The organism is Methylococcus sp. EFPC2 (assembly GCF_016925495.1).
Taxonomy (GTDB): domain Bacteria; phylum Pseudomonadota; class Gammaproteobacteria; order Methylococcales; family Methylococcaceae; genus EFPC2.
Genome location: NZ_CP070491.1, coordinates 1,359,189 through 1,383,800, shown reverse-complemented (window position 1 = coordinate 1,383,800; position 24,612 = coordinate 1,359,189). Strand labels below are relative to the sequence as shown.

At 60.5% G+C, this 24,612-nt stretch carries 22 protein-coding genes; 13 read left to right on the top strand and 9 right to left on the bottom strand.

The window, feature by feature from the left end; all coding sequences use genetic code 11:
* Positions 1-408: 408 nt before the first annotated feature.
* On the bottom strand, positions 409-1,182 hold the full coding sequence (locus JWZ97_RS05835; RefSeq protein ID WP_205433862.1) for a dienelactone hydrolase family protein: 774 nt from the start codon (positions 1,180-1,182) through the stop codon (positions 409-411).
* Positions 1,183-1,981: 799 nt separating this feature from the next.
* Here JWZ97_RS05835 and JWZ97_RS05830 point away from each other — a divergent pair.
* The 7 genes from JWZ97_RS05830 (at position 1,982) to JWZ97_RS05800 (ending at position 8,012) form a co-directional block, all read left to right on the top strand.
* Positions 1,982-3,238, top strand: coding sequence for an IS256 family transposase (locus JWZ97_RS05830; RefSeq protein ID WP_205428540.1), 1,257 nt, complete (start codon positions 1,982-1,984; stop codon positions 3,236-3,238).
* A gap of 194 nt (positions 3,239-3,432) precedes the next feature.
* Complete coding sequence (locus tag JWZ97_RS05825) at positions 3,433-3,807, top strand: DUF3597 domain-containing protein (RefSeq protein ID WP_205433861.1); 375 nt, start codon at positions 3,433-3,435, stop codon at positions 3,805-3,807.
* 104 nt (positions 3,808-3,911) lie between these two features.
* The gene (locus tag JWZ97_RS05820) at positions 3,912-4,331 is read left to right on the top strand and encodes a YidB family protein (protein WP_205433860.1); all 420 of its coding nucleotides are present in this window, start codon (positions 3,912-3,914) and stop codon (positions 4,329-4,331) included.
* Between the two features lie 275 nt (positions 4,332-4,606).
* Positions 4,607-5,653 carry an IS481 family transposase gene (locus JWZ97_RS05815; RefSeq protein WP_205433859.1) on the top strand — a complete coding sequence of 349 codons (1,047 nt, stop codon included), beginning with the start codon at positions 4,607-4,609 and terminating at the stop codon, positions 5,651-5,653.
* 62 nt (positions 5,654-5,715) lie between these two features.
* On the top strand, positions 5,716-6,072 hold the full coding sequence (locus JWZ97_RS05810; RefSeq protein WP_371822613.1) for a flavoprotein: 357 nt from the start codon (positions 5,716-5,718) through the stop codon (positions 6,070-6,072).
* Between the two features lie 212 nt (positions 6,073-6,284).
* Complete coding sequence (locus JWZ97_RS05805; RefSeq protein WP_205433857.1) at positions 6,285-6,710, top strand: hypothetical protein; 426 nt, start codon at positions 6,285-6,287, stop codon at positions 6,708-6,710.
* Positions 6,711-6,851: 141 nt separating this feature from the next.
* Positions 6,852-8,012, top strand: coding sequence for an IS30 family transposase (locus JWZ97_RS05800; RefSeq protein ID WP_205431327.1), 1,161 nt, complete (start codon positions 6,852-6,854; stop codon positions 8,010-8,012).
* A 238-nt stretch (positions 8,013-8,250) separates the two neighbouring features.
* Here the strand turns inward: JWZ97_RS05800 and JWZ97_RS05795 are convergent, their stop codons facing one another.
* The 5 genes from JWZ97_RS05795 to lexA form a co-directional block, all read right to left on the bottom strand.
* Positions 8,251-9,579 (bottom strand): NAD(P)/FAD-dependent oxidoreductase, encoded by a 1,329-nt coding sequence (locus JWZ97_RS05795; protein ID WP_205433856.1) that lies wholly within the window; start codon positions 9,577-9,579, stop codon positions 8,251-8,253.
* Between the two features lie 130 nt (positions 9,580-9,709).
* The gene (locus tag JWZ97_RS05790) at positions 9,710-12,799 is read right to left on the bottom strand and encodes an error-prone DNA polymerase (RefSeq protein WP_205433855.1); all 3,090 of its coding nucleotides are present in this window, start codon (positions 12,797-12,799) and stop codon (positions 9,710-9,712) included.
* Positions 12,783-14,426: a DNA polymerase Y family protein gene (locus tag JWZ97_RS05785; protein ID WP_240342507.1), complete on the bottom strand. Its 1,644-nt coding sequence runs from the start codon at positions 14,424-14,426 to the stop codon at positions 12,783-12,785. Before JWZ97_RS05785 ends, JWZ97_RS05790 begins: the two co-directional genes overlap by 17 nt.
* 9 nt (positions 14,427-14,435) lie before the next feature.
* Positions 14,436-15,176 (bottom strand): translesion DNA synthesis-associated protein ImuA, encoded by a 741-nt coding sequence (gene imuA, locus JWZ97_RS05780; RefSeq protein ID WP_205433854.1) that lies wholly within the window; start codon positions 15,174-15,176, stop codon positions 14,436-14,438.
* Positions 15,173-15,781 carry a transcriptional repressor LexA gene (lexA, locus tag JWZ97_RS05775; protein ID WP_205433853.1) on the bottom strand — a complete coding sequence of 203 codons (609 nt, stop codon included), beginning with the start codon at positions 15,779-15,781 and terminating at the stop codon, positions 15,173-15,175. Before lexA ends, imuA begins: the two co-directional genes overlap by 4 nt.
* A gap of 202 nt (positions 15,782-15,983) precedes the next feature.
* Here lexA and JWZ97_RS05770 point away from each other — a divergent pair, with 202 nt between their 5' ends.
* From JWZ97_RS05770 to JWZ97_RS05755, 4 genes are all read left to right on the top strand, one after another.
* Positions 15,984-16,715, top strand: coding sequence for a glycosyltransferase (locus tag JWZ97_RS05770; protein ID WP_205433852.1), 732 nt, complete (start codon positions 15,984-15,986; stop codon positions 16,713-16,715).
* 217 nt (positions 16,716-16,932) lie between these two features.
* Positions 16,933-17,874 carry an ABC transporter ATP-binding protein gene (locus tag JWZ97_RS05765; protein ID WP_205433851.1) on the top strand — a complete coding sequence of 314 codons (942 nt, stop codon included), beginning with the start codon at positions 16,933-16,935 and terminating at the stop codon, positions 17,872-17,874.
* Positions 17,871-19,217 carry a hypothetical protein gene (locus tag JWZ97_RS05760; RefSeq protein ID WP_205433850.1) on the top strand — a complete coding sequence of 449 codons (1,347 nt, stop codon included), beginning with the start codon at positions 17,871-17,873 and terminating at the stop codon, positions 19,215-19,217. The genes JWZ97_RS05765 and JWZ97_RS05760 overlap by 4 nt, the downstream gene beginning before the upstream one ends.
* Before the next feature lie 305 nt (positions 19,218-19,522).
* Complete coding sequence (locus JWZ97_RS05755; protein WP_205433849.1) at positions 19,523-19,957, top strand: hypothetical protein; 435 nt, start codon at positions 19,523-19,525, stop codon at positions 19,955-19,957.
* A 529-nt stretch (positions 19,958-20,486) separates the two neighbouring features.
* Here the strand turns inward: JWZ97_RS05755 and amrS are convergent.
* Positions 20,487-21,584 carry an AmmeMemoRadiSam system radical SAM enzyme gene (gene amrS, locus JWZ97_RS05750; protein WP_205433848.1) on the bottom strand — a complete coding sequence of 366 codons (1,098 nt, stop codon included), beginning with the start codon at positions 21,582-21,584 and terminating at the stop codon, positions 20,487-20,489.
* Between the two features lie 92 nt (positions 21,585-21,676).
* Here amrS and amrB point away from each other — a divergent pair, with 92 nt between their 5' ends.
* On the top strand, positions 21,677-22,462 hold the full coding sequence (gene amrB / locus JWZ97_RS05745) for an AmmeMemoRadiSam system protein B (RefSeq protein ID WP_205433847.1): 786 nt from the start codon (positions 21,677-21,679) through the stop codon (positions 22,460-22,462).
* Complete coding sequence (gene amrA / locus JWZ97_RS05740) at positions 22,449-23,060, top strand: AmmeMemoRadiSam system protein A (RefSeq protein WP_205433846.1); 612 nt, start codon at positions 22,449-22,451, stop codon at positions 23,058-23,060. Before amrB ends, amrA begins: the two co-directional genes overlap by 14 nt.
* Here the strand turns inward: amrA and JWZ97_RS05735 are convergent.
* Together JWZ97_RS05735 and JWZ97_RS05730 are read right to left on the bottom strand one after the other, a co-directional pair.
* Positions 23,057-23,851, bottom strand: a complete 795-nt coding sequence (locus JWZ97_RS05735) for a DUF5765 domain-containing protein (RefSeq protein WP_205433845.1) — start codon at positions 23,849-23,851, stop codon at positions 23,057-23,059. The genes amrA and JWZ97_RS05735 overlap by 4 nt on opposite strands.
* 67 nt (positions 23,852-23,918) lie before the next feature.
* A complete protein-coding gene (locus JWZ97_RS05730) occupies positions 23,919-24,533 on the bottom strand; it encodes a 2OG-Fe(II) oxygenase (protein ID WP_205433844.1) in 615 nt (204 codons plus the stop codon).
* Between the last annotated feature and the right edge of the window lie 79 nt (positions 24,534-24,612).

Below are 24,612 nucleotides of genomic sequence, written 5' to 3'. Positions count from 1 at the left end.
GACAAAGGCGGCCAAGACTCATCAGTTGGCGGATGAGGAAGCATCAGCAGCGCGTCTGCTGATCCTACAATTCCTGGTCGCTCCGTATTCCTCAAGGGCCTTTTTCAACTGAACGATTCGTTCGGCGGCGCGCTCCAGACGAAGTAAGTATTGCCCCGGCTAGTTTCATACGGGACCGTCCAGGGATATAAACTCCCAGAAACGCTAGACGCGTCTCGCCTGTCTTCTTGCCGAACGCGCGTTCGATGAACGTCATGGCCTAATTAACAGGTTATGGCGCTCGCGCCATAACCTGTTCCCCTCTCACCCCGTCCCTCTCCCACAGGGAGAGGGAGAGCAAAGGATTCGCTTCGCGAACTTCATGGCAATTCACCTTGGTTGGTCGGAACGAGCCTTAAGACGCCTCCTTTACATCGGCGGCCCCATGTCGTCGGAAACTGATTCCGCCTTTTTCTTCTTATCCTTGTCTTTCCCTCCCGAAGAAACGTAGGAGCCCTGATTGGTCAAGGTAACGACCGGTGCCCCCTCCAATCGATGGGTCAGATGAAGCAAAGTCGTAGTCCAGGCCTTTTCAGTGGCCGTCGCATCGTAGGTATCACGCTCTTCGCAATTGAAATGGTGGCCCGCCGGATAATCCAAAATCCTCAGGTCCGGTCGCCTTGCGCGTAATATCGTAACCTGATTGAGTGGGATATACGGATCCAGGGACCCGAAATGCAACAATGTCGGAATCCTGCGCTTTTGCGAAAAATCGTCGGTGATCCCGCAACCGTAATACGCGACCGCCGTCGCCGGACCCCGGACCCGATTCGCGGCGTTGTAGGCCAAATAAGCTCCCCAGTCATAGCCTACGAGGGCAATTTTTCCCTCACCGCTGAAAGCATCGACCGTAGCCTGGATATCGGTCATCGCGTGCTCGAAGCCGACTTGTTTCACCAGATCTAGACCTTGGGCAACTGATGCTTCGTCATAGCCGAGCTCGATCCCTTTCTGAACACGGTCGAACAGGCCGGGCGCGACCGCGACGAAACCTTGTGCGGCAAAAGCGTCGGTCAGTTTCCGAATATGCGGATTTACCCCAAATACTTCCTGAAGGACCACGACCACACCTTTCGCGGTTCCAACTGGCTCGGCCCGATATGCTGAAAACACGTGGCCGTCAGATGCTGTAATTTCGATCATCGCACACTCCGCAGTCAGTTTATGGGCATGGTAAATAGCCCCCACTCGGGCTGTAAGCTGTAATAAGCAGACTTTGCGCCAATGTCTAGACCGGTCGGCACGGGTTGGCTACTCAGTCGGAAGACCCAGGCATCAACCGGGATGGAGAAAAGCTGCCTTGGATAGATCGATACTATCCGGCGAAATCCCACATTAAATACCTTGTATTTTTGTCAACATTCTGACGATTTATGGGTAGGATTGTTGAAGTCTGCACAAGGCAGGTTTTGCCTATGCCGTCGGCATGAACACTCATTGATGACTATCGACGTGTGCGTGATCGTTCAGCTCCAGGACGGCGGCGCCACGCTGTATCGGCGATAGTTCAGCGCGTTCAAGCGCGACCTGCGTATCGGGGCCGAACGGGGAGCGGCGTATTCCCCGAAAACGCGGCCAGAACATAAGGGGTGGAAAACGGGCTGGCTAGCGGGTGACCCCGTTTTACCTGCGACGAAGCCGTCTGCTCAGATAACGCCAGGAGAAACAGCGGCAAGCCAACGAGGAAACCTGCTGCACGTGCACGTAAACGTTACCCGCGTAAGACAGAAGAAGCACCGAACAGCACTTGAACAGGAGGGACTGTTTCGAGACCCAGTAATCGTACGGATTGATTTTTATGCGCCAATCGATGATGGTGCTTATTAGGTACTTGTAGTGCGCTGTCTGATGTTTGCTACGCAGGTTGGCTTCCTGGGTCCCGGCTACGCGAGCCTGTCAGAAATTTTGTGTGTGAGGCATAACATGTTGTTAAGGAGCATGTATGCCAAGCAAGACGAGCAAGAAGAAACCGGCAGCGGCGCTGCCCAGCATTCCGAAAGAACTCATAGACCAGATGGTCAGTGGCCCGATGGACGCCGAGGCGATCAATGCCGCCTCGATGGCGTTCAAGAAGGCGCTGATCGAACGTGCACTGGGCGCCGAACTCAGCCATCACCTGGGTTACCCACCCGGCGCCGACAAGCCCGGCGAGGTGGGCAATCACCGCAACGGGGTGACCGGCAAGACGGTGCTGACCGAAGACGGGCCGCTTCGGATCGACATCCCGCGCGACCGTCAGGGCAGCTTCGAACCCCTGCTTATCCCTAAGCACGAGCGGCGCTTCACCGGTTTCGATGACAAGATCGTGGCCATGTACGCCCGGGGCATGACGGTGCGCGAGATTCAGGGCTTCCTGGCCGAGCAGTACGGCACCGAGGTTTCACCGGAATTCATCAGTTCAGTCACCGATGCGGTGATGGCCGAGGTCACCGCCTGGCAGTCACGCCCGCTCGAAGCCATGTATCCGGTGGTGTTCTTCGATGCTCTGCGGGTCAAGATTCGCGAGGAGGCGGTGGTCCGCAACAAGGCGATCTACCTGGCCTTGGCTGTTCTGCCAGACGGCACGCGCGACATCCTCGGGTTGTGGATCGAGAACACCGAGGGCGCCAAGTTCTGGATGAAGGTCTTCAATGACCTCAAGACGCGCGGTGTGGTCGACATCCTGATCGCCGTCACCGACGGCCTGAAGGGCATGCCCGAGGCCTTGGCCGCCGTTTTCCCAGCGACCACGCTGCAGACCTGTATCGTGCATCTGATTCGCAACAGCCTCGACTACGCGAGTTGGAAGGACCGTAAGGCACTGGCGGCAGCGATCAAGCCGATCTACACCGCGCCCAGCGCCGAAGCCGCGCTGGCCGAACTCGACGCGTTCGAGCAAGGCCTCTGGGGTGAGAAATTCCCGACCGTGGTCGCCGCCTGGCGGCGGGCCTGGGACCGGGTGATTCCCTTCTTTGCCTTCCCGCCCGCCATCCGCCGGGTGATCTACACGACCAATGCCATCGAGAGCATCAACGCCCGACTGCGCAAGATCCTCAAGACGCGTGGCCATTTCCCGAGCGACGATGCTGCCAGCAAGCTGATCTGGCTGGCCTTGCGCAACATTACGGCCGACTGGGGACGGGCGGCCAAGGATTGGAAGGACGCCATGAACCAATTCGCCATCCTCTACGCTGAACGCTTTGAAGCGGCTCGCGGATAAAATGACCACCGACTTTGCCACCGCGCCCTCTGCCTACGGTCTGAACGGACCTTCGGCAGCCGTCACCGTGGAAAAGTCTACTCACGCCTCACACACAGAAATTCTGACGCCCCCGGCTACGCAAATTCACTCGATGCGACGCAATTATCCGCTCGCAACTCGCCTCCTTCGCTTCAAATGGATAAGGACCTGCCATGAGTTTCTTCAGCAATATCCTTTCTAAACTCGGTATCAACACCGCCGACGCACAGACCGCTCCCGCCGCGCAAGCAGTGCCCGAGACCTCCGCACCTCCCGCCGCAATCACGGCGGTCGATGTCCTGGGCAAGCTCGAAGGCCTCGCCGCCTCGAACGCCCAACAACTCAACTGGAAAGTTTCGATTGTGGATCTGCTGAAGCTCCTAGGCCTCGAGAGCAGCCTCGAAGCGCGCAAGGAACTTGCAACCGAGCTTGGGTGCCCCGTTGACAAGATGGGCGATTCCGCACAAATGAATACGTGGTTGCACAAGACCGTGTTACAGAAAATCACCGAGAACGGCGGCAATATTCCGAAGGAACTTCTGGACTAGTGGGGTGCAGCAAAACCTGGTTTTGATCGGCGGTACGCTCAATATCGCCGGGCGCAGAGCGCGGCTTTTCTACGCTAAGGTTTCATACAACTCAGGAGCAGACTATGGGTCTCATCGATTCAATCGTAGGACAGGTTGGCGACGCACTGTCCAATACCGATAACAGCAATCAGGGTGGCTTGCTGGAAGTGGTCGCGGGGCTGATCAATAACCCGGAAACGGGTGGCCTCCAAGGCTTGATCAACACCTTTAACGAGAAAGGACTGGGAGAAACCATTGCTTCATGGGTCGGCACAGGGCAGAACCTGCCGATATCCGGCGAACAGGTACAGGCGGCACTCGGTAGCGAACGAGTGCAAGCCATTGCGGAAAAATTAGGTCTTTCTTCTGCAGACGCATCCGGTGGCTTGGCCAGTCTGTTGCCTCAACTGATCGACAAACTGACGCCTAATGGTCAGTTACCCGAAGGCGGCTTGTTGGAGCAGGGGCTGGCCCTGTTGAAAGGCTTCGGCAATCAAGCCTGATCATTCAGGGACTATGGGGTCGGACGCGATTTAACTTCCGTGACGAGTCGCTCGACTCGATGGAGTAGCTATCAGGTCTTGGCCGATAGTGCTAGTTCAACGGTGTTCCTGAAAGCGTGGTAGGGTGGGCAATCAGAAAGACGCTTGCCCACCCTGACTAATGTGTAGAAGTTCAGACTAGATCTGACAGTACTCCTTGCCGAGAGGTGGGGTTACCCGTTTTGATAGAGGTGCGAATCTTCATCGAAACGGCGCGTAAGCGCAGGAGTAACCCCATGAGTAGTCTCAATCAGAATGTCATACGCCACAAGATCGGCTTGCTGAACCTGGCGACCGAGTTAGGCAATGTCGCCAAGGCCTGCAAGGTCATGGGTCTGTCGCGTGACACCTTCTATCGCTATCAGCATGCGATGGCGGAAGGGGGGCTTGAAGCATTGTTTGACGCCAACCGCCGCAAACCGAATCCGAAGAACCGGGTTGAAGAAGCGACGGAAACGGCGGTGATTGCCTATGCCACCGAGCAACCGGCCCATGGGCAAGTCAGGACCAGCAACGAGTTGCGCCAACGCGGCATCTTCGTTTCGCCCTCGGGCGTCCGCTCCATCTGGCTACGCAACGACCTGGCCTCGTTCAAGCGACGCCTGACCGCCTTGGAGAAACAGGTGGCAGAGCAAGGTATCGTGCTCACCGAAGCCCAGGTGGTGGCGCTGGAGAAGAAGCAGGACGACGATCTGGCGCAGGGCGAGATCGACACGGCGCATCCGGGCTACCTGGGTTCCCAGGACACCTTCTATGTCGGCACGCTCAAAGGCGTGGGCCGTATCTACCAGCAGACCTTCGTGGATACCTACAGCAAGGTGGCGATGGCCAAGCTCTATACGACCAAGACGCCGATCACCGCCGCCGACCTGCTCAATGACCGGGTACTGCCCTTCTTCGCCGAACACGGGATGGGCGTACTGCGCATCCTGACGGACCGGGGCACCGAATACTGCGGCAAGGCCGAAACGCACGACTATCAGCTCTATCTGGCGCTCAACGACATCGAGCACACCAAGACCCGGGCGCATCATCCACAGACCAATGGCATCTGCGAACGCTTCCACAAAACCCTGTTACAGGAGTTTTATCAGGTCGCTTTCCGCAAGAAGCTTTATCTATCCATGGACGAGCTGCAGGCCGACCTGGATGCCTGGATCGACCACTATAACCAGGAGAGAACCCATCAGGGTAAGATGTGCTGCGGACGCACACCCCTACAAACACTTCATGCTGGAAAGGAGGTGTGGGACCAAAAAGTCAGCCACTTGAATTTGATCTGACAACCAGGCGCACCCAAAACGGGTAACTGTCAGATCAAGTCTGAACTTCTACAACTAATGGGATCGGAACTGCGCCTGCTGCCCGACGCCGGGCACCTGCCGGTGGGCGAGGCGATGATAGCCCCCCTGGTCGGTGCCACCGGCGAACAAGCTACGACGTCACATTCAAGGAACGCCGGCGCCTGGTCATCAGGCTGCGGGAAACGCCGCTGAATCTGGCCCATATCCGCAACATGGCGGCCGTGACCGAGATGGGCGGCATTGTCTACCCGCCCATGCCGGCCTTCTACGGCCGCGCCAAGACCCTGCCCGAGCTGATCGACGAAACCGTGGGCCGGATACTGGCGCTGTTCGGCATCGAGGACGAGCGCCTGTTCGAACCCTGGGAAGGGTTGGGCAAGTCGGACCGCCCGCGCTAGCCGCTCCTCAGCCGGGTGGGCCGCGGCACCCGATCCGCTGTCAACGCCCGCTGACGTCTGTGGTCCTTGCCTCAGAATCCCGCCGGCCGCATTGCAAATCGCGGCTACCCGCACGACCCATCGGCGCCGCGAGGGACATCCCGATAACGGTTCACTAGCCTGTCGTCCCGCGGATGCGCGCATCCGTACTCGTGTACCGGTACGAAAGTTCTATGGAACTCGCGAACCGGACTATCGATAATCGAAACAAACCGGGTGGCGCGCCTTGTGTTCGTACCGACCGACACGAAAATATCGGTTACCACTGCATGAAAACCGGTGAGCGCGGCACGGTAACCGGTGATTTTCCCGTGATAACCAGTTACCACGAGACGGTAACCGGTGATCGTCTCGCGATCACCGGTTTTCGACTGACACTCACCGGTAAATTTGCCTCAATCACCGGTGATCAACGTAAAAATACCGGTGACCCTCCCGTGGTAACCGGTTACCGTCGCGCAAAAACCGGTGATTGCATCGTGGTAACCGCTTTTTGCCGAGTCGGCACCGGGATCCGGCTGGGAGTGCCTGCGAAAATGAAATTGCGCAGGTGTCCGTTCGAAAGCTTCCTTCCCGCGCAAGGCATGGTGCTGGAATAGGGGGGGATGCGTGACTCACACCGCCAGAAGCAACATGCTTACATATTCGCGAGTGAGCGCTTCAACCCGGCTGGTTATCGGTGTGGATTCAACCGGTGGATGCAACATACTAGATCTGCATAGGCAGAAGGAGTGTTGCAGATGAAACAGCGACCCCGAATCTATTACACGGACAGCCAGAAGGCGCTGATGTGGGAGCGCTGGAGAAAGGGCGACTCCCTCCAGCAGATTGCGCAACTATTCGATCGCAACCACTCGTCGGTTCAGAGAATTCTGGCGGAGACAGGTGGGATACCTCCTGCTCCGCGATGTCGCTCTAGGTTGGCGCTGACGCTGAGCAACCGGGAAGAAATTTCCCGAGGTTTGGTTGCGGGGCACTCCATTCGTACCCTTGCAAGCCAGCTCGGGCGAGCGCCTTCCACCATCAGCCGAGAAATCAATCGCAATGGAGGTCGGAGTTGCTATAGAGCCAGCCAAGCCGACCAGGCTACCTGGGATCGGGCGCGTCGTCCCAAGCGTTGTAAGCTGGTGGAGAGCCGAACGCTTGCCCACATCGTGGCGAACAAGCTCCAGTTGCTGTGGTCGCCGGAACAGATTGCCGGATGGCTCAAGCGCATCTATCCCGACCATGCAAGTCATCAGGTGTCACACGAGACGATCTATCGCACCTTGTTCATCCAAACCCGAGGGGCTTTGAAGAAGGAGTTGCTGGCGTATTTGCGTCGTACACGCGCCATGCGCCGTTCTCGTCATCACACTCAGAAGACGGACAATCACGGCCGAATCGTCGATACCGTGTCCATTAGCGAACGTCCTGCCGCGGCGGATGATCGGGCCATACCGGGGCATTGGGAAGGCGACCTGCTGTGCGGCAGCAAGAACAGTCAGATTGCGACGCTCGTGGAACGTCAGTCACGTTACGTGATGCTGCTCAAACTGTCCGGAAAGGACACCGAAACCGTCACCAATGCGTTGATCAAGAATGCTCATAAATTGCCGCAAGAATTATACAAATCGCTGACCTGGGACCGGGGCAAGGAAATGGCTGACCACAAGCGTTTTACTTTGGCTACCGACATCCAAGTCTATTTCTGTGATCCGCACCACCCTTGGCAACGGGGAACCAATGAGAATACCAACGGACTTCTGCGCCAGTATTTCCCGAAGGGAATTGACTTGTCTGCCTATTCACAAGCCAAGCTTAATGCCGTAGCGCGAGAATTGAATGGGCGCCCAAGGAAAACACTAAACTACGAAACGCCAGCACAACGATTTCACCAAACCGTTGCATCCACCGGTTGAATCCACACCAGAAAGCCGACATTCGAGCGAAATTGAGCGGCGGGCACGAATGACCGTTGAGGCCGAATGTCGGACATTTACCACGCACACCGGCAGGGAATATGTCGTACACAAAATAAAGCCCCGCTGCTTTCGATGATGGCAGCGGGGCCGGGCTTGAGGGCTCAATCTTCCTTCGAGATCCGGCTATGCGCGGAACGGCATTTCCGGCACGACGTTCCGGCGGCGGGACCGTCTATCAATGCAGCTTGATCTTGGGCCTCAGCCGGCTTCTGAAGAAGCTGGAAACCGCCAGCAGGGAAACCCGGAAAGGTCCGAACAAGGCCAATTGGTGCATCTTGTAGAGGGACAGGTAAACCAGCCGCGCCAGCACGCCTTCTATCATCACGCTGCCCAGCAGATTGCCCATCAAATTGCCCACCGTGCTGAACTTACCCAGCGACACCAGCGAGCCGTAATCCTGGTATTTGTAGTTCTTGAGCGGTTCGCCTTTCAAGCCGCGCAGGATGTTGCCATGGACCAGGCTGGCCATCTGGTGGGCGGATTGCGCGCGCGGCGGGACGGTGGCCTCCGGTCCTTTCTCGGGCCAGGGACAGGCAGCACAGTCGCCGATGGCATAGATCGTCTCGTCACGGGTGGTCTGCAGGGTGGGCCCGACGACCAGTTGGTTCAGCCGGTTGGTCTCCAGGCTATCGATTTCGCGCAAAAAGTCCGGCGCCTTGACGCCCGCCGCCCAAACTTTGATGGCCGCCGGTATCACCCGGCCGCTGTGGGTTTTCATCGCCTCGGCGGTCACTTCCACCACCCGTTCGCCCAGCAGGATGTCGACCCCGAGCGAGGCGAGTTGCTGGCGCGTGGCGTTGGACAGCCGGTCGGGCAGCTCCGGCAGCAGCCGGTTGGAAGCTTCGATCAGGTGCAGTTTGATGTCCTCGGGCTTGACGTTGTCCAGGCCGTAAGCATTGAGCAAGCGGCCGGCCTGGTAGAGCTGGGCAGACAGTTCGATACCGGTGGCGCCGCCGCCGACGATGGCGATGTCCAGCTCGCCCGCCGCAGTCACGCCACCATGGACATTGGCGCGCAGATAGGCTTCCAGCAGACGCCGCTGGAACTGTTCGGCCTGCTCGGTGGTGTCCAGGAACAAGCAGTGTTCGTCCGCGCCGGGGATGCCGAAGTCGTTGCAGATGCTGCCGACGGCGATGACCAGCGTGTCGTAATGCTGGGTGCGTGCCGGTACGATTTCCTCTCCGCCATCGCCGAAGATGGGTGCGATCTTGACCTGTTTCGCGGCGCGGTCCAGTCCGTCCATGCGGCCCAGCACGAAGCGGAAATGGTTTTGGTGGGCCTGAGCCAGGTAATCGAGCTCGTCGTCGTGCGAGTCCAGCGTGCCGGCCGCCACCTCGTGGAGCAGCGGTTTCCAGATATGAGTGCGGCTGCTGTCTATCAGGATGACATCGGCCAGGGACTTCTTGCCCAGCGCCTTGCCCAGACTGGTGGCAAGCTCGAGCCCGCCGGCGCCGCCGCCGACGATGATGATTTGAGGTTTGGATGAGGTTTGAGTGGCGCTCATGGCGATTCCCTGGTTGTTTTTGTCATGGGAGGGTCGGTATCCGACGCCGATGATTCTGGGGAATTGTCGGAAAAATACAAGCGTGTGGAGGAGTGGGCAGGGAGAGCGACACATTCCGCTCCGCCCCGTGCTACTGAAAATCCCTCGACTTGAAAGCCAGGCTGCCGATCAAGGCGCTCCAGTCTTCCAGCCTTCCGGCGACCAGGTGAAGCACGCCGTCTTCCTGTTGCACCTGGCCGGTGGCGGCCAATAAACGCGATTTCAGCAAGGCCTTGCGCTGCTTCTGGGCGAGGGAGGCCCAGACGACGAGATTGACCTGGCCGGTTTCGTCTTCCAGAGTCACGAAGGTAACGCCGGCCGCGGTCATGGGGCGCTGGCGGCCGATGACCAGGCCGGCGACTCGGGCGATGCTGCCGTCGCGCTTGTCCCGCAAGGCTTGGGCGGTGGTGACGCCCCGCTCCCGCAGCTTGTCGCGCAAGAGTTCCAGCGGATGGCGGCGCAGGCTCAGACCGGTCGCGGCATAATCCGCCAGGATGTCCTGGGCTTCGCTCGGCGATCTGAGCATCGGGCTGGCTTCGGCGATGTATGGTGTGCCGAACACCGGCGTGGGCGGCTCCAGGGCGGCGGCCTCCCAGTAAGCCCGATGGCGGTTGCCGGCCAGGCTCTTTAAGGCATCGGCCGCCGCCAGGCATTCCAGGTCCTTCCGCTCCAGCCCGGCCCGGGTCGCCAAGTCGGCCACGTCGCGGAATAAACCCTCTTCCCTGGCCCGGACGATGGCCGAGGCCGCCCGCTCCGAGCAGCCTTTCACCTGGTTGTATCCCAGGCGCAGGGCGGGCGGCGCCTCATCCGCACACTCCAGCGAACATTGGGCCGCGCTCGCCTGCACGTCCACCGGCCTGATTTCCACGCCGTGCCGTCGGGCGTCCTGTATCAGTTGCGAGGGCTGATAGAAACCCATGGGCTGGCTGTTGAGCAGGGCGCAGCAGAAGGCGGCGGGATGATGGCATTTGAGCCAGGCGGATACATAGGCCAGCAGGGCGAAGCTGGCGGAATGGGACTCGGGAAAACCGTAATCGCCGAAGCCCTTGATCTGCTGGAAGATGCGCTGGGCGAATTCCTCGCCATAGCCGCGTTCCCGCATGCCGGCCATGAGCTTGTGCTCGAAAGGTTCCAGCCCGCCCTTGCGCTTCCAGGCCGCCATGGCGCGGCGCAACTGGTCCGCCTCGCCGGCGGTGAAGCCGGCCGCGACCATGGCGATTTGCATCACCTGCTCCTGGAAGATCGGTATCCCTAAGGTACGCTCCAGCACTTTTTGCACCTCTGGGCTGGGATAGCTGACCGGCTCCAAGCCCTTGCGCCGGGCCAGGTAGGGATGAACCATCTCGCCCTGGATGGGGCCGGGGCGGACGATGGCGATCTGGACCACCAGGTCGTAGTAATTGGCCGGCTTGAGCCGGGGCAGCATGGTCATCTGCGCGCGCGACTCCACCTGGAAAACGCCTATGCTGTCGGCTTGCTGCAACATGGCGTAGACCGCCGAGTCTTCGGCCGGGATGTCGGCCAGGGTCCAGGCGCGGCCGGTGTATTCGCCGAGATGGACCAAGGCTTTGCGGATGGCACTGAGCATGCCCAGTGCCAGCACGTCCACCTTGAGCAGGCCCATGGCTTCCAGATCGTCCTTCTCCCACTGGATCACGGTGCGCTCGGCCATCGCGGCATTTTCCACCGGCACCAGGCGCGACAAGTCGTCGCGAGCGATGACGAAGCCGCCGACATGCTGCGAGAGATGGCGGGGAAAGCCCTGGATTTCTTCGACCAGAACCGCCAGCCGGCGTATGGCCGGGCTTGCCGGATCGAAGCCGCAGTCGCGCAAGGCTTCCGGCATCAGCCGGTAGCCGTCCCAGCGGTCCACCGTGTCGGCCAATCGCTCTACCTGGGCCAGGTTCAAGCCCAGCGCCTTGCCCACGTCGCGCACCGCGCTGCGCGCCCGGTAGGTGATGACGGTGGCGGCCAGGGCGGCGCGGTGGCGGCCGTATTTGCGGTAGATGTACTGGATGACTTCCTCGCGCCGCTCGTGTTCGAAATCCACGTCGATGTCGGGCGGTTCGTTGCGCTCGCGGGAAAGAAAGCGCTCGAACAAGAGATCCAGCCGCGCCGGATCGACCTCGGTGATCCCGAGACAAAAACACACCGTCGAATTGGCCGCCGAGCCGCGCCCCTGGCACAGGATGCCATGCTCCCGTGCGTAGCGGACGATGTCGTACACGGTGAGGAAATAAGGCTCATAGGTCAGCTCGGCGATCAGCTTCAACTCATGTTCGACTTGTCGTTGCACCTTGGCAGGGGCACCGTTCGGCCAGCGCTTCCGCATGCCCGTTTCGGCCAGATGGCGCAACCAGGAGGCGGGAGTGTGCCCCTCGGGCACCAGTTCGCGCGGATACTCATAGCGCAATTCATCCAGCGAAAAGTGGCAGCGTTCGGAGATGGCCAGCGACGCCTTGAGCCAGTCCGGTGGATAGAGTTCGGCCAGGTGGGGCAGGGGACGCAGATGCCGTTCGCCGTTAGGGAACAGTTGATAGCCCAGTTGCGACAGGGGGAGGTTTAAGCGGATGGCGGTGAGCGTGTCCTGCAGCGCCCGGCGCGAGCGGCGGTGCATGTGCACGTCGTTGCAGGCCACACGAGGGATACCGAGTCGCTGGCCCAAGCTTTCGGCCTGGCGCATGCGCTCGCGATCACGTCCAGAGAGAAAACGGCCGTAACCCAGACCAAGTTCGTTGCCGAACCGATCCTTGAGCCAAAGGCCGTCGGCTTCCTGAATTTGCTCGCCGGGCAGCCAGATCGCCAGGCAGTCTCGCGGAAAATGCGTTTCCAGATCCTCCCGGCTCAATCGGTAACTACCTTTCTCCGCCTGCCGGCGGGCCAGGGTGATGAGTGCGGAAAGATGGCCGTAGCTGCTGCGGTCGGTGGCCAGCAGGACCAGCTTGAGGCCGTCTTCCAGCCGGAACTCGCTGCCGACGATCAGCCGGATATCGTGTTTGCGCGCCTCCAGGTGCGCTCGCACCACGCCGGCCAGCGAGCATTCGTCGGTCAGTGCCAGCGCCCGGTAGCCCAGCCGCGCGGCCTCGGCCACCAGTTCCTCCGGGTGCGAGGCTCCGCGCAGAAAGCTGAAATTGGACAGGCAATGCAGCTCGGCAAAGGCCGTCTCAGCCGTAGAGACCATGGAGATACCAGCCTCCGTCGTGCAGGTCGCGGTAGACCCAGAGCCGGCGTCCCCGCCTATCCGTCGCGCGATGGTAGTCGCGGCGTATCGAGCCGCCGTCCCACCAGCCGGATTCGATGCGCTCGGCTTCGGACAGCAGTCGAATGTCCTTGGCAGCCAAGGGTTCGGGTTCGGTTAGCAGCCAGACTGGGCGCAAAGATAAAAGGGAGTTCGTGCCGTATGATGCTGCGGAAGCTTCGTTTTCCTCCGTAGGCTGGGATGACCGTAGGGAATCCCGGCTTTTTGGCCTGTCTGCTGGAATGCGCCGCCGCTTATTCCAGCCTACGTGTGTAGGCTCTGGAGTAGGCGTGTGAAAAACACGGCCAGGTGTTCGTGAGCTCTTTCCTCCATCCCTGTGCAGAGCGTGCTCCGGTCTATGGTCGGCCACGGCCGCCAGCCGTTGTACGGCGTGGGAGCCCAAGCGGGCCTGGAGTTGCTCCAACACCGCCTGCCAGTCCCTGCCATCGCCGGATTGCGCCGTCTCGTCGCCGAACAAATCGGTCCGTTCCGGCTCGAAAGGCACGATGCTCCCGCTTTCCAGTTCCACGGCGATGAGCGGTGCGGGCAGGGGAGAGCGCTCCAGTTTCTCGCGCAACAAGCGGCACCAATGGGAGGCATCGCGATTGCCGGAACGGAAGCGCAGTTCCAGCCCGCTCGCCGGTCGGCCTTGATGATGCAGTATTAGCTTGAGTTCGGAGGCGGCGGCATCGCGGGCCTTGAGAAAGACCGCGAACTCCTCTGTCATTTGCTCGATGGCTGGGAAGAAATGATCCAGCCGCTCCAGTGCCAGGGGCATCTCGCGCCGGGCGGTGAAGCGCGGCGGGCAGTGATAGGCACTCAAGATCCGGGTTTCGGCGCCGCTCAGTGCGTCCAGTTGGCGCAGAAGTTCCGATCCATAACGCCGTGCCAGTCCGTCGCGGGGCAGGCGCCAAAGGTCGGCCAGATGGCGGACGCCGGTTTTGAGCAGGCGCCGTACCTTTTTTTCGTCCAGGGATAGCGCGGCGATCGGTACCCGGCCCAGTGCGGAGCGCAAGGCCTGGGTCTCGGACACGGTAGTCTCCAGGCCCAGCCTGGCCAGCAGGGCGCTGGCTTCGGAGCTCGGGGCGATGGCGATGACGGGGCTATGACCCAGTGCGGCCAGCCGGGATCGCAAGCCTACTCGCAGCTTCTCGGTGCCGCCGAAAAGATTCAGGCTGGCGCGGATTTCCAGCAGCAGGCTTTCCGGCTGGTCCAGGCTGACCCAAGGCGTGAAATCCAGCCCGGTTTCCGCCAGCCGGTTCAGCGCTTCCCGTTCCGCCATCGGGTCTCGCGACCGGATATCCAGGCCGGGACACAAGGCGAGGGCGGCGGCCAAAGCCATGCCCGGCTCGACGCCGGCCTGTTTCGCACCGGCCGATACCGCGTGGATGACTGGGCGGCCTTTCCTTTCTTCCACCGTCGCCGCCGGGCGGGCCGGGTTGATGGGCAGAACTTCCAAGGCCAGGTCGGGGAAGTGCGCGCAGAGCCACAAGCGGCCCGCTTCGGGCCGGCGCTCGGGGGCGGGCGGGGACTCCTCGAATAAAGGCAGCGTCTGGGCGAGGGCGAGCATGGCCGGGCCTCATGCGCGCACGAGTAGCGAGGTGCGGTGCAGGCAGCCGCGCGCCTTGAGGATGTCGACGGCCAGGCCCGTTTCCGCTTCCGCAGGTTTTACCTCGATGCGCAGGGCGGCATGGCTGGAGTTTGCCGTAGCAGCCTTGTGGGAGCGGGCAGTAGGTTGGGCAAAGCCGAAGGCATGCCCAACAAGCAGCCCTTTATGTTGGCTACGAGCTGCGCCTTTTGCCCGGACTAGCGTATCGGATGGCTCCATCCCCAGCGAAAACAGCACCGCCAGCGCCCCGCCTTCCTCGGCGGCCAGTTGCAGCCGGCGGGCCTGGTGATCGGCCAAAGATTGGGGCCAGGCCAGCGCCATGCCGCAATGTCCGCTGCGCAGCATTTTTTCCAGGCTCCAGGGAATGTCGGCGGCTTGCCCGGCATCCACCACCAGGAGCCGGTGCAATTGGACGCCGGCTTGCAGCAATGCCGGAGCATAGGGCCGGTGCGGCGGCGTAACCCATGCGATCCAGCGCCCGGCCCGGCTGATGGATGCCATGGCCGGCAGCAGCAGGCGCAATTCGCCGATACCGAGACAGGGCATGCGGATTTCCATCAGCGCACCCAGGGGCCAGCCGCCATCCGGCAGCGCCGTGTCCAGTTCGGGAAATCCCGTGGCGACCGCCGGCCGGGATTTCCCTTCCGCGCGGCGGCCGCGCCAGATGCCCGGATGGCTGCGTATCAGTTGTTCCAGCGTGTCGCCGTTCATGCTGGTTCCGTACGGATCACGCCGACGACCACGCCTTCGATGGCGAAGCTTTCCTTTTCCAGCTCGACCTCGATCACGGCGAAATCCGGATTGGCCGGCTCCAGGCAAGCCCTGGCGCCGTCGAGTCGCAAGCGCTTGACGGTCACCTCATCGTGCAGGCGCGCCACCACGATCTGACCGGCCCGCGCTTCCGGCGTGCGACGCACTACCAGTAAATCGCCGTTCAATATCCCGGCATCGCGCATGCTCATGCCCTGGACCCGCAGCAAATAATCGGCCCGGTTGTGGAACAGTTCAGGCCCGAGCCGGCAATAACGTTCGATATGTTCCTGGGCCAGGATGGGCTGGCCCGCCGCCACCCGGCCGATGAGCGGCAAGCCTTCTTCGGCCTGGGACTTCAGCAAACGGATGCCGCGCGAGGCGGACGGCACCAGTTCGATCACGCCTTTGCGGGCCAGGGCCTGCAGATGCCCGCGTATGCTGTTGGTGGAGCGCACGCCGAAGGCCTCCGCGATTTCCGCGATGGTGGGCGGAAAGCCCTCCTGCTGGAGGGCCTGCTCGATGAAGGCGAGGATGTCCCGCTGGCGGTCGGTGAGTGACTTCATGCTGCTTATTTAACTACTGCTTTTATAAGCAGTATTGTTCAGCTTTCGGCGGGATGCAAGAGCGGAGTCGAGAGCCGATGTCGGGATCGGTCGGTCGCGCTTTACCTACCGACTCCGGTTGTCCGAATGCTGAAACAAAAGTGTTGTAAGCATGCACCTTCATGTCCCAAGACGGCTATCCAACCCCACCACAGGACTTCCCATGACCCCGGAAAATGTGACCGTCGTACTGCCCACCCGAAACGAAGCACGCAACATCGCCGGCTTCCTGGCCACGCTGCCGAAATCCGTGGAACTCATCGTTATCGACGCGAGCGACGACGAAACGGCCGAGATCGTGAAGCGAGAACGGCCCGAGCGGACGCTGATATTTAGGCAGCGGAGCAACATCGCCGAAGCCCGCCAACTGGGTGCGGAACTGGCACGCACCGAGTGGCTGCTGTTCACCGACGCCGACGTCCATTTTCCGGAAAGCTATTTCGCCAGCCTCGCCGGTTATGAGACCCGCTGCGATGTCGTGTACGGGGCCAAATTGTCGCGCAACGGCTACGCGCGCTATTACCGAGGATTCGCCCTGGCCCAGCAGGCCTCGCATCGCTTAGGCATCCCCGCCGCAACTGGGTCCAATTTGCTGGTGAGGCGGAGCGTGTTTGCACAGGTGGGAGGATTCGACACCAGCCTGGTGTGCAACGAGGATTCCGAACTAGTCTGGCGCATCAAGCGAGCGGGCCACCGGGTGGTGTTCGCGCCCGATCTGCCGGTCTATGCCAGCGATCACCGGCGATTAGACCTTGGTCTCTGGCGCAAGACCGCCCATTCGGTGTTTCGCTGCCTGTGTTTGTATTTCGACCTGATACCGGGGCGTTGGCGGGGCAGGGACTGGGGCTACTGGTCACACCTCAAGGAAAACGAGGAAACGAAAACCGGCTATTAAGCTGGCCTGATATATCCCTGGTTAGTTATTTGTGGGAGCGGGCTTTAGCCCGCGAAGATTGCGGCCTGAAGGCCGCTCCCACCATGAGATATTTAGGCCGGGTTAATAACTTACGGTGCGGCCTGTTTTTTCCCGGCGTCCCGGCCCGCTCCGCTGGGAGTTTGCCAGGTTCTGGGTAACAATCGTGCTTTTCGAAAACCGTAAGGACCGCCCACCGATGCCGCTTCCCGCCATCACCGTCGAAAACCTGGTTTTCGAATATCCCGGCGTTCGCGCCCTCGACGATGTCAGTTTTTCCATAGCCCGAGGCAGCATCACCGCACTGGTGGGTCCCAATGGGGCAGGGAAGACGACCTTGCTGCGCTGCATCGCGGCCCTGGATTTGCCGCTTGCGGGCACTATCCGGGTCGACGGCCTGGACGTGCTGGAAGAGCCCAGCGCCTGCCACCGGCGGCTGGGCTATCTGTCCGACAGTTTCGGACTCTACGAAGCGCTCACGGTACGGCAATGCCTGCGCTACGCCGCCGAGGCCAATGGCCTGACTCAGCACGAGGCCGGACGGGCCGTCGAAGAAACCGCCGGCAAGCTGGGCTTGTTCGACCGGTTGGAGCAAAAGACCGGCGAACTGTCGCGCGGCTTGCGGCAGCGGGTCGCCATCGGACAGGCCATCATCCACCGCCCGGGCCTGGTTTTGCTGGACGAGCCCGCCGCCGGGCTGGACCCCGAGGCGCGCCACGAACTCAGCCATTTGTTCCGGCTGCTCCAGACCGAAGGCATGACCTTGCTGGTGTCATCCCACATCCTGGCGGAACTGGCGGAATACTCGACCGACATGCTGATCCTGAAAGAGGGCAAGGTGGTGGACCACCGCCGCATCGCGCCGGAAGCCGAGACGTCCGCGACACTTGAACTGCTGCTGGCCGAGCCCGTTGCGGACATAGCCGAGCGCCTACGCTCCCTGCCCGGCATCTCCGGCATCCGCGTCGACGGCACGCGCATCCGCTTCCTGCACACCGGCGACCTTGCGGCACGCCACCGGCTGCTGCGCGAACTGATAGCAGCCGGCGTTCCGGTCTGCGGCTTGAACGAAACGACGCCGGACATGCAGGCATCCTATCTCGCCAGTGTCGGCGCCACGGACCGGAGTATCCATTCATGATCCGCAATCCCGAATTGCAAAGAAACATCTGGCTGGAGTTGACTCCCCACCGTCTCATCGCCACGCCGGTGGTACTGCTGCTCCTGCTGGCGCTGATCGTCTCGACGAACGAAAACGGATGGCATAGTACGGCATCTATAACGGCAGCCGTGATCTTCGTATTCGCGACCGTGCTGTGGGGCGGGCGGCGAGCTTACGACTCCATCGTCGACGAGGTCCGCGCACACACCTGGGACACCCAGCGCATGTCCGCCTTGGGGCCCTGGCAGATGACCTGGGGCAAACTGCTCGGCAGCAATTTATACAACTGGTATACCGGGGCCTATTGCCTGGCCGTCCTGCTGTTCACCTTCGATGATGTCTCGCTCGGGTCCTGGCAAAACGGGTCGGCTCTCCGGTTTTGTCTGTTGTTGGTTCTCTCGGCCCTGTTCGTCCAGGGAGCCGGCTTGCTGTCCGGACTCACCGCGGCGCGCTCGGGCCGTACAATCAAGCCTTCCCGCAACCTGCCCATCACTGTGCTCGGCTTATTGCTCCTGCTTTGGCTGGAGCGGCCCTTGGCGCAACATACCGAACGGCCGGTGGAGTGGTACGGCTTCATCTGGCAGGGCCACGATTTCGTGCTGGGCAGCCTGGCCGTGTTCGCCGCTTGGGTCTGGTTCGGCGCGTATCGGCTGATGTCCGACCTCTTGGCGGTCCGCTCGCTCCCCTGGGGCGCCTTGAGTTTCGTCGTCTTCCTGAGCGCGTACGTCTGCGGCTTCATCGACGATGCCCTCTGGGGCTATGCCAGCCGCTACGCCGCCCTAGGCACCGCAATCGGCGGCGGCGCGGTTTACGTCGAAGCCTGGAAGGAACGCCGCGACTGGATCGCCGTCCAGCGATTCCTCCGTGCGTGGCGCGGCGAGTCCTGGCTACCGGCCCTGCAGGCCACGCCGAGCTGGCTGGTGGTGGCCGCGTTCACCCTGCTGATGTCTCTGGTCACCGGATTCCTGCCGGCCAACCGGCCTTACTACATCCCCGATATATCGCCTGTATCACAGCACGTGTTCGATATGCTGACGATGTCGCCTTTGGTTTTCACCCTGTTGATGTTCCGCGATGTCGGTCTGCTCTACTTCTTCAGCTTGGGCGAGCGACCCGAGCGGGCTCCCTCCACCACTCTGGTCTATCTGGCCGTGCTCTACGCCGTCCTGCCGAGCTTACTGAATCTGGCGGGGCTGGGTTTTCTGGCCTTCCCGGCCGTCTACCCGCTGCATCACGGTGGCTCCTGGGTAGGCATCACTGTCGCCGCTGGGCATGTGGCCGTGGTCGCGGGGTTGTTGCGGCAACGGTTGGCCAGAATCTGAGCGCTTGCCCAGCCTTGCCTGCGCGTGGTCCGCGTATAAATTCTTTATCGTAGGCTCGCGCGTAAAAGATGACGCGCTACCGCGGAAAATCTGTCCTCCGGGGGCGCCAAGCCCGTTCTCGATCCGGCTTCCGGCCCTTCCCAAAATCGCGTGGGATTGAGGACCGCGCAAATGAGCGAAGCGAACTGCACGACCCTTACTCCGACCGCCTCCATAAAATAAGTCACGTGACGTAAATACTTGAATTTATCGTCGCGTGACATAAAATAAAGTCACTCTGGTAAATAAGCGTCACGGTGACAAAAATGCAAGCCCCCAAGGATAGCCAAGCCAGCGATGCTTTCCCGGCCCAGGCCAAGCGTGGCAGGGGGCGTCCTCGTACCGGCAAGGCCATGACCCACGCCGAACGCCAGAAGCGTTACCGTGACAAGCAGCGGGCATTATCCGTGATGTCCGCTAGTAAGATGATTTCCGCTGCTGGAACCGGTGAATTTGACGAGCTTTTGGAGCGGATCGCTGGGTTAGAGCAAGCGGTAATTGCGTGTGAGGCTCGAGTAATGCGGGCTCACGAGGTGATCGAAAAGCTTGAGCACGAGCTAGCCGAGGAAAAGTGTTTCCATGTTATGGATGTTCGATCCCTTGAGAGTGAGCGTGCCGAAGTGAGTCGACTCAGGCGCCAAGCCTGGGATTTGCAGTCCACGCGCAAAGAACCGAAAAACATGTCACGTGACGAAAAATGATTTTCCGTTCCCCTCGTTGTTTAGTGTCTACGCATGGCGCGCTCCGGTGACCGGCCTCATCGTTCGACGATCGGCTCCGGCCGATTACCCCGAAGTTGAAGGCTTTCAGTATGTTCAATCTCGTCAGACGCCCACGGTGTCCCTGGAGGCTTTCGGGCATAAATTGGTTTTCCCTGTACACCAAACGACCGCGGAAAAACAATGCCTTCCCAGCCTCGATAGCCGATCTATTTCCGGTCCCACCAAAGCAAAGCTCGGCTGTGCCCGGGGCGCCTTTTTTGTCCCAGTTCTCAACCGTGCGGACCGTCACGCCGTATAGTTCGGCGGCGTGTGCCTTGCTGATCCCCAGCTTTACGCGCAGATGGTGCCCGGGCGACTTTTTCGGTCGCGCCATTTTTTAGTCCTCCGTGTCAGGCCGGCCAGGAAGTCTAGCCACATTTCGCGAATCCTTTTTGCGGCCGTTTTTAATGCCGATAATGTATATTATGTTAAATAATGGCCGTAATGAGACATTACTTTGTAGCCTACATTAAGCCCAGCGCCGCATGTCTATGGGGGCTCTGCGAGCCCCCCAATCGCCGGGTGTGGCTTCGAATACCCCGGCACATGGGGTGCCACATGCCTGACAGCAGCCGTTGGGTGTCAGATTCCACTCGGACAGTTCGTACCAGTCTCGGCCGATGAGCAGTTCTCCACAATGATGGCAATAGGTGCTGTCGCCTTCCTTGTAATGGACGTTGCCGACATAGACATAACGCAGGCCGTTTTTAATGGCGATGCGTCTAGCGTTTACCAGGGTCGATACCGGGGTGTGCGGTGTATCCAACATCTTCCAATCCGGATGGAAAGCTGAGAAATGTAGCGGAACATCGGGGCCCAGCTTGTCGGCGACCCACTGAGTCAATGCTTCCAGTTCGGCCTCCGTATCGTTTTCTCCCGGTATGAGCAGCGTCGTGATTTCCAGCCAGACATTGGTTTCGTGCTTGATATATTGCAGTGTGTCCAATACCGGCTGTAGTTGGCCGCCGCAGATTCTGTGATAAAAGTCTTCGCTGAAGGCTTTCAGATCGATGTTGGCGGCGTCCATCCAGCGGTAAAACTCGGCTCGAGGCTCCGGACATTGATAGCCGGCGGATACCGCCACGGACTTGAGGCCTTTTTCGCGACAGGCCTTGGCGGTATCGATGGCGTATTCGTGAAATATGACAGGATCGTTATAGGTGTAGGCCACGCTGCGGCATCCCAATTCTTCAGCCGCCCGCGCGATGGCTTCCGGACTGGCCTTGCCCATCAGCGTATCCATTTCGCGCGACTTGCTGATATCCCAATTCTGGCAGAACTTGCACGCCAAATTGCAGCCGGCGGTACCGAACGAAAACACCGGGGTTCCGGGCAGAAAGTGGTTGAGCGGTTTTTTTTCGATCGGATCGATGCAGAATCCGCTTGAACGTCCGTAGGACAGCAACACGACCTTGCCTTGGGAGTTTCCGCGCACGAAGCAGAGTCCCCTCTGCCCTTCGTGCAACTTGCAAAAGCGCGGGCATATCTGGCATTCGACGCGCCCGTCATCCAAGGTGCGCCAATAATGGGTGGGAAAGGTTTCGTTCCCGTTTATCGTGGCGTCCATAAAACCCCCGGAAGCGGCTATTGACACTGAGCCCCACGATAGGGATTCTGTCGGGTATTGACAAGTCCCTCTGGTTATATGAGGAGGTCGCCATGCGTACTGTTCGTCAACCAGCCGTTGCCGGCCTGTTTTATCCCGGGGATAGCCGGCAGTTGCATGCTGCGGTTCAAGCTTATCTGGCCGAAAGCCACAGCACCGGTACCGTGCCGAAAGCCCTCGTGGCGCCCCATGCCGGCTACATTTATTCCGCCCCTATAGCGGCGACCGCCTACTCGAGACTGGCCGTGGCGCGCGACAGCATCAATCGCGTCGTTCTGTTAGGCCCTTCGCATCGGGTCGGCTTTCAGGGATTGGCCGTGAGCTCGGCGGACGCGTTTGTCACACCGTTGGGCGAAGTGCCTCTCGATCGGACGGCCATCGCACGATTGGCCGAACTGCCGTTCGTGCGGGTACTGGACGAGGCCCACCTCTATGAGCACAGCCTGGAGGTGCATCTCCCCTTCCTGCAGGAAGTTCTGGCCGCTTTCGTGCTCACACCCATCGTCGTCGGCGACGCGGAACCCGATCAGGTGGCGCAAGCACTGGACTCTGTCTGGGGCGGGGCCGAGACCCTGATCGTGGTGAGCTCGGATCTCAGTCATTACCATGATTACGCGACCGCGCGGAGGATGGATGCTGCAACCTCCCAGGCCATCGAGTCCCTGCGTCCCGAAGACATCGATTACGAACAAGCCTGCGGCCGATTGCCGGTCGCCGGCTTGTTGCAGGCCGCGCGCAGCCATGGTCTCAAGGCCAAAACCATCGATCTGCGCAATTCGGGCGATACCGCCGGCGACAAGAACCGTGTAGTGGGGTATGGGGCCTATGTCTTCGAATAAGCATGCCTGCAGTTTGCCGAGCTCCCAACAGCGCTTCCTGATGGAACTAGCCCGCCAGTCGATACGTCATGGGCTGGAATACGGGAAGCCTCTGGCCGTGAATATCGCCGCACTGCCCGAGGACTTGGCCGCGCCGCGCGCAAGCTTCGTGACCCTGGAGAAGAATGGCCGATTGCGCGGCTGTATAGGCTCCTTACAGGCGTCTCGAGCCTTGGCGCTCGACATCGCGGAAAACGCCTACGCCGCTGCCTTCCGCGACCCCCGCTTTCAACCGGTGAGCGCGGAGGAAGTTGACGCGCTGGAAATCCATCTCTCTTTGCTGACCGCGCCAGAGCCGATGGCATTCGCCTCGGAAGCCGATCTCCTCGCGCAAATCACGCCGGAAGTCGACGGACTGGTACTGGAAGATGGCGTCCACCGAGGTACCTTCCTACCCTCGGTGTGGGAAAGTCTGCCCGATCGGACAGATTTCTTGCGCCATCTCAAGCAAAAGGCGGAACTGCCCGCCGACTACTGGTCTTCGAGCTTGCGCGTGTCGCGATACCGCACGGAAGTCGTCAGCGAAGAGAGCGCCGCCGAAGCAAATCCAGCGGATTAACCGAGCTCTTCGGCCGGTTCTCCCTCGTCTATCGCATCCTCACTAGGCTGGCCTCCGATAGCGGGATAAAAAGGCCACCGCTGCACCCTCAAGTGCCGTCGCAAGGGGGTTTTGATCACCGATACGCACAGAGCGATGGACAGCAGGCACCACACGGCGGCGTGTTCATTGGGCTGGCGGGTCAAAATATCCGCCAACACCGGCCCGACCAGGAAGTGGAAGCCGACGAAACGCCAGGAGCCGTAAAGTGCCGGCATGAGGAAACTGACCAGAAAATAGACGAAGCCGTGCAAGCCATAGCGGAACGGGAAAAGATTTTCCGGATGGTCGGACATCAGGCCGTTGAGCGGCAGAGCCCAGGCGATGTGCCAGTCGCCCGATACCGAGCAGGCTTGCGGGCCGCAGAAGCCCTCATATCCCGGGATGCAAAGTTTGGCCCAGGGAAAAGGGTAAAGTTTGATCAGCATGAGAAGTGCCGCGATACTGCAAGCGGTGTAAACCCATGTGCTGATACGTCGTTTCACCGCGGCCGGGATGAAATACATGGCCACCATGTTGACGAAAAACGGTTGAAACGAGATGTGCAGATAACCCAGCAAGGTCAGGAGCTGATTTTGCGGGGTATCGCACTGGTCGATATAGACATAAGTCGCCGCCTGCAGCAATTCCATGCAGGCGAAATAGGTCAGCGGCAGCCAAAGCTCGCGCGATTCCCCCTTATAGGCCACATAGCTGGCCGTGCCGAAACCTACCGTGGCGAGCACCGCCGACGCTTCACCGCTCCAACACATGATGATCCCCCGTATCGTTGTTCTTGTAATTTGCAAGCCTGTTACATGACAAGGATGGAGCCAGGCTCTAGCTACTCCGCTTGAACCAGCCCGTCAGGCTCATGCGTTCCCGCCTCGCCGGCAGCACTTCATGGTAAAAGCGGGCGCTCAGAAAAGTCACCAGCCGTCCGCCCTGCGGCTGAATATCCTGATAGCCGCCCTCCTCGTCCAGATAAATCCGCAATTGGCCACCGTTGTCTTCTGTCCACCCGTCATTCAGGTAAAAGACCACCGTCAGCTGCCGGGCATCGACGCCGCGAAACTGATCCAGATGCTTGCGATAAAAGCTGCCTGGCGGGTAGATGGCCAAATGACATTCGAAGCCTTGTAACCCCAGGTAGAGTTCACGATTGACGGCCAAACGGAGCTCGTCGAAACGATCAAGGCAGGCCTGTTGCGTAGTGGTGAGCCGGTCCGGCTCCAGCCACAATATGCTGTCGCTGCGTATGCCGGGAGCCAGCGTACCGGCCTGCCCCTGCCCCACGCCTGCTGCGCGAAATCGGCCGGCGCCGTAAAGCTTCCTGCCCTCTTCGGCCAGATCGCGCCATGCGGACCCGCACAGAAAATCGTCGCAAACAGACCAGCCGGGACCCGCGAGGTCGTTCAGGACGCCCGCCAAAATCGTATCGCTAACTGTTACCATGACGTGCAGGGTGTCGGCTGGACTGGGGGCGACGGGTATGAATCTACATAATGAATCAGGCTCGCCATTGCCCGGGCTG